Origin of the sequence: Limnospira sp. PMC 1279.21 (assembly GCF_032349615.1) — a bacterium.
In the GTDB taxonomy this organism is placed as follows: domain Bacteria; phylum Cyanobacteriota; class Cyanobacteriia; order Cyanobacteriales; family Microcoleaceae; genus Limnospira; species Limnospira fusiformis.
Window position 1 is genome coordinate 1 of the sequence record NZ_JARPLU010000256.1, and the last position, 4,701, is coordinate 4,701.

At 43.7% G+C, this 4,701-nt stretch carries 4 protein-coding genes; 3 read left to right on the top strand and 1 reads right to left on the bottom strand.

The features are described from left to right. The first annotated feature begins 939 nt into the window (after nucleotides 1-939). Complete coding sequence (locus tag P5683_RS22865; RefSeq protein ID WP_006625075.1) at nucleotides 940-2,403, top strand: Fic family protein; 1,464 nt, start codon at nucleotides 940-942, stop codon at nucleotides 2,401-2,403. Nucleotides 2,404-2,566: 163 nt separating this feature from the next. Here the strand turns inward: P5683_RS22865 and P5683_RS22870 are convergent, their stop codons facing one another. Beyond that, on the bottom strand, nucleotides 2,567-2,821 hold the full coding sequence (locus P5683_RS22870) for a XisI protein (protein ID WP_228116600.1): 255 nt from the start codon (nucleotides 2,819-2,821) through the stop codon (nucleotides 2,567-2,569). Between the two features lie 153 nt (nucleotides 2,822-2,974). Here P5683_RS22870 and P5683_RS22875 point away from each other — a divergent pair, with 153 nt between their 5' ends. Beyond that, nucleotides 2,975-3,847, top strand: coding sequence for an Rpn family recombination-promoting nuclease/putative transposase (locus tag P5683_RS22875; RefSeq protein ID WP_006625072.1), 873 nt, complete (start codon nucleotides 2,975-2,977; stop codon nucleotides 3,845-3,847). A 42-nt stretch (nucleotides 3,848-3,889) separates the two neighbouring features. Then, nucleotides 3,890-4,701, top strand: an 812-nt coding sequence (locus P5683_RS22880) for a type IIL restriction-modification enzyme MmeI (protein ID WP_315648925.1), incomplete at its 3' end; no start/stop codon positions are given.

Consider the following 4,701-nt stretch of genomic DNA (forward strand, 5'->3'; position numbering starts at 1 on the left):
CCAACTCCCATTCAAAACCGTGCTTGATACTTTCACATCACACGGCTCCTGATGTGGATACCCTATTTTGTCAGTAGGAACAAGGTTACGACCCCCTGCTTTATGACCTCAACTTTCATAGCTATATGCTTGCGTTAGTCTTTAAACTCGCTTTCGCCATTAAACTCTTACTTATCGCAGTCTCTATATCCACACCGTGACTAGTGGGCATATCCCAACCATTACAGTTAGGCATTGGCTTTCAGTCACATCCCTTCCCCTTATAGGCTTGCGCTTACACTTTTCACTACTCTACGAGATGTACTCGTAGAGAGCCCAATAGGGGTTTCAACGTTCCGTATATATGGGCATTCCATCTTTAGATTTGTCCTATCCACCGGGTTACTTAAAAAGGTCTGTGTAGGTAGTTCATAAAGACCCCTACTTTTCTCCTTGCTCTTTTGAGCGCAGCGTGTCAACCTGTTTCGCTGCTTCATACTGACGATGGTTCAAGCCAGACATTCGGTTTCCCTAATCATGGATGGTTGGCAGTGGTCGGATTTTGGGAATAGGTTTTCCCTTACGCCTTCCGTTCCCCGCTTCAATCCCAGATTTGTGATTTCTGAAACTGGGGGTGGCTATCGCCTTTACTCTTTCCCAAATCACCCCAAGTGGGTTAAATACTCCTCCTTATAGTATACTTGGAGGATAAATAGTGTATTCTGTGATTTCTTATATGGGATTGACCTTGAGTTCCCTGCCTTGCTTAGTCTATGCTTAGTCTATACTCTAAGCACTCTAAGCGTCGGGACATATATACAGTTAAGGGGTTAGACTGGTTGAAGGTCTAATTGCCCTCTAGGAGGTTATTTCAGGCATTGCAGCCTTATTTGACTCCTAAACGTCTCGCACATATGAGAGTATGATAACATATTTTAGCAATCAATAGCCATAAAATTTATGTTGTGGAAACCCATTGAAGATTTGCCATCCAACTGGCAAGATTTAGCTAGTAGTGAACTGCCACCTTTAGTCACCGTTTGGAACGAGCAAGCCGATCGCCTGCGTCAATCGGGAGAGTTTCAAACCTTTAGCGAAAAGCTGCGGCGGGAAATCGCCATTGAAACCGGAATTATTGAGCGTTTATACACCATAGATCGCGGCATCACTCGTTTGTTAATTGAACAGGGAATTAATGAAGCATTAATCCCTCACGGCTCTACAGATATTCCAGTTAAACAGGTCGTTTCGCTCATTAAAGATCAAGAGGCTGCCATTGAGGGATTATTTAATTTTGTTGGGGGTCAAAGAAATCTATCTACTTCTTATATCAAGGAGTTACATCAAGTTTTAACCCAGAGTCAGGAAAGCACAGAAGCCTTAAACCCACAGGGAAAAATCTTTAGGGTTCCCTTAATTAAAGGCGACTGGAAACGTCAACCCAATAACCCCCTCCGACCAGATGGCACAATTCACGAGTATTGTCCGCCGGAACAAGTAGCATCGGAAATGGATCTATTAATCACCTTACATCATCAACATCAAGAACAAAAAGTTCCCCCAGAAATTGAGGCGGCTTGGTTGCATCATCGATTTACCCAAATCCACCCTTTTCAAGATGGAAATGGTCGGGTTGCTCGTTGTTTAGCCAGTTTAGTTTGCATCCAAGCGAGTTGGTTTCCTTTAGTGATAACCCGGGACGATCGCTCCGTTTATATTGCCGCTTTGGAACAGGCAGATAGCGGTGATTTATCGAGTTTAATTAATCTTTTTGCTAAGAGTCAAAAGCAAGCATTTTTAAGAAGTCTTGGTTTGTCAGAACAAGTTTTATCAGAGACTAGAAGGACTCAAGTTATTGTCTCGGCTATTGCTGATAAATTGAAACAAAATCAGTTGGCTTCAGTCCAGGATAAATGTCAAAAAGCCGAAAGTTTCGCTACCATCTTATTTGATATTGCTTCTCAGCGATTCCAAGAAATTGCCGAGGACATTAAACTATCTGTTCAGAATATATTAACTGATGCCGCCGTTTTTACAATTGCAGCCCCAGTGGGCGACTCTCGATATTATTATCATCGCTATCAAGTGGTTGAAACTGCCAAACAATTAGGATATTTTGCCAACCTGCGGAACTATCATACTTGGATTCAATTGGTAATTAATATAGAAGCATCTATAACAGTTCTTCTTTCTTTTCATGTTCTCGGACATGAACACCGGGGGTTACTAATTTGTAGCGCCTGTGCTTATCATCGAGATCATGGTGAAGAAGGAGAACCAACTATTAGCGATCTTCAGCCTTTAACTGATTCTCCATTTCAATTTTCCTATGCTGATGAGCAAGAAAATTTAGTTCCCCGTTTCCATCAGTGGCTAGAAAATGTGATTTTCACTGGGTTAGAGTATTGGAACAAAAGCATTTAAAATTATTTTAAATAACCCCTTCCTGGATAGAACAAAATGCAAACAAATTGGCTAAGTTATAGTCTGATAACTTAGAAAAACCCGATTATTGCCCCTCCCGCCAATTATGAAAATGAACCCATGCACTCCTGATGCAATCAATGTTGCCCTGGTTGCTCTACTTTTAGCCTACTGCATAATCGCTCATTTCTCGCATAAAAGGCGGGTAAAATCCTAGCACAATATCTTGCTTGGGGACACCCAAGTTGACTAAATCTTCCGCCACATCATGCTCCGTTGAATTGCAAAAAATCCAAATTTTCTCATGGCGGATATCTAAATGGATGACACCCTGATGAATCCATCGCTGATGGTGCCAACCAAAATGGACAATTTGATAATGATTTCGTTGGGTATCAAAAATAGTCTCAACCTCAATCTCCTAATATGCTGGCTTACTTTGGGCATATTCAATCAACAATTCTTGCACAAATGGAAACTCCCCAGGAATTAGACACAGGGGGAACTCCAAAATACACAAGTTATGCTATAATTAGTTCCCAAACATGAACCTGAGTTGGGTAGGCTGGCTATGATATTTATTAACCCCAAAACCGGCTACGCTTTTAAAAAAATCTTTGGTTCGCCACAAAGCAAGAACATCTTAATCAGTTTTCTCAATGGTTTGGTCTATGAGGGAAATTCCACTATTGAATACTTGGAAATCATTAAGCCGAATTTGCCCCCGCAACTGGAAGGGTTAAAAGATACCTATCTCGATGTTAAAGCGCGCTTGAATGACGGCACATTGGTGATTATTCAAATTCAGGTTTTGAATGTGCAGTTTTCTGGGAAGCGGGTTTTATTTAATGCGGCGAAAACTTATGCGTTTCAACTGGAACGGAGACGACAAGCATATCGAGACCTAAAACCTGTGATTGCTTTAACCTTGACCGACTTTGATATGTTCCCCGGACAAAATCAATTGATTTCCCGGTTTGTCTATCGCGAGAAGTCTGAGGGCTGGTACTACCCAGATAATGGGATGGAGTTAGTCTTTGTGGAATTGCCGAAGTTTACCAAAGAACTCAACGAACTGGAAACCCTGACGGATAAATGGATTTATTTTATGAAGTATGCCCGATCGCTCTCTTCTATTCCTGAAAATATGGATGATATCCCCGAACTCAATCAAGCCTTTGAAATTGCTAATCAAGCTGGATTAACCCTAGAGGAATTGGAAGAGTTAGAGCGGCGGGAAATGTTTATTTATGACCAACAAGGCGCGATCGCATTGGGACTACAACAAGGGCGACAACAAGGGCGAGAAGAAGGGCGAGAAGAAGCAAAACGTGAGACGGCTCGCAATTTATTGGGTCAACTGAATGATGAGACGATCGCCCAAGCTACTGGATTAAGTTTAGAGGAAATTGCCACTTTACGGGAAGAGAGGTCTAGTGATTAGCTAAAGTTGAGAAAGAACCCCCAGTCTTTTGGATTTGTGACCATGAATGCTGTTGAAATCGAGGAAGCAGTTTCCCAACTCGCGGAAGCACCTTTTGACCCCGAAGCCTTCCCCTATAGCTTCCTGGAAGCCTTTGGGAATAAGGCGACCACCATCAAGCGCCTGAAAAGCGATCGCCACAGCACCAATCAATCGGACTTACCCGGTGGGGTACTTCAGCGCCACAATATCCATTTAAAAGTCTGCCCAGAGGGGGAAGTCACCGCCACCTTAACAGCCTTGCGCGAGAGTCCCGCCACCACTCGCTACAAAGTCAAGTTTATTCTCGCCACGGACGGCAAAAGTTTTGAGGCGGAAAGTTTGGTCGATGGGGAGACTGTCGCCTGTGATTACCCGGACTTTTCCGACCATTTCGGCTTTTTCCTGCCTTTGGCGGGGATTACCACCGTGCGGCAAATCCGCGAGAATGCCTTTGATATCAAAGCAACAGGTCGCCTCAATCGGCTGTATGTGGAGTTACTCAAGCTGAATCCAGACTGGGATAAAGCGGAAGGTCGCGAGAAGTTTAACCATTTCATGGCGCGGCTGATTTTCTGCTTTTTTGCGGAAGATACCAACATTTTCCACAGTGAGAAGTTATTTACAAATGCGATCGCCCAGATGAGTGCGGCCGATGCTGCCAATACCGATGAGGTGCTATCGGAGCTATTTCGGGCGATGGCGACCCCCCACAACCAGCGAGAAGCGGCTGGGATTCGCAATTGGGCGAATGTGTTTCCTTATGTGAATGGGGGGCTATTTGGCCCTCATCCCCTAACCCCTTCTCCCAAACCGGGAGAAGGGGGACAAGAAAG

Bases quoted from the DNA above. Each gene is read 5' to 3' on its own strand.
- P5683_RS22865 (WP_006625075.1), top strand. From the start codon at position 940: ATGTTGTGGAAACCCATTGAAGATTTGCCATCCAACTGGCAAGATTTA.
- P5683_RS22875 (WP_006625072.1), top strand. From the start codon at position 2,975: ATGATATTTATTAACCCCAAAACCGGCTACGCTTTTAAAAAAATCTTT.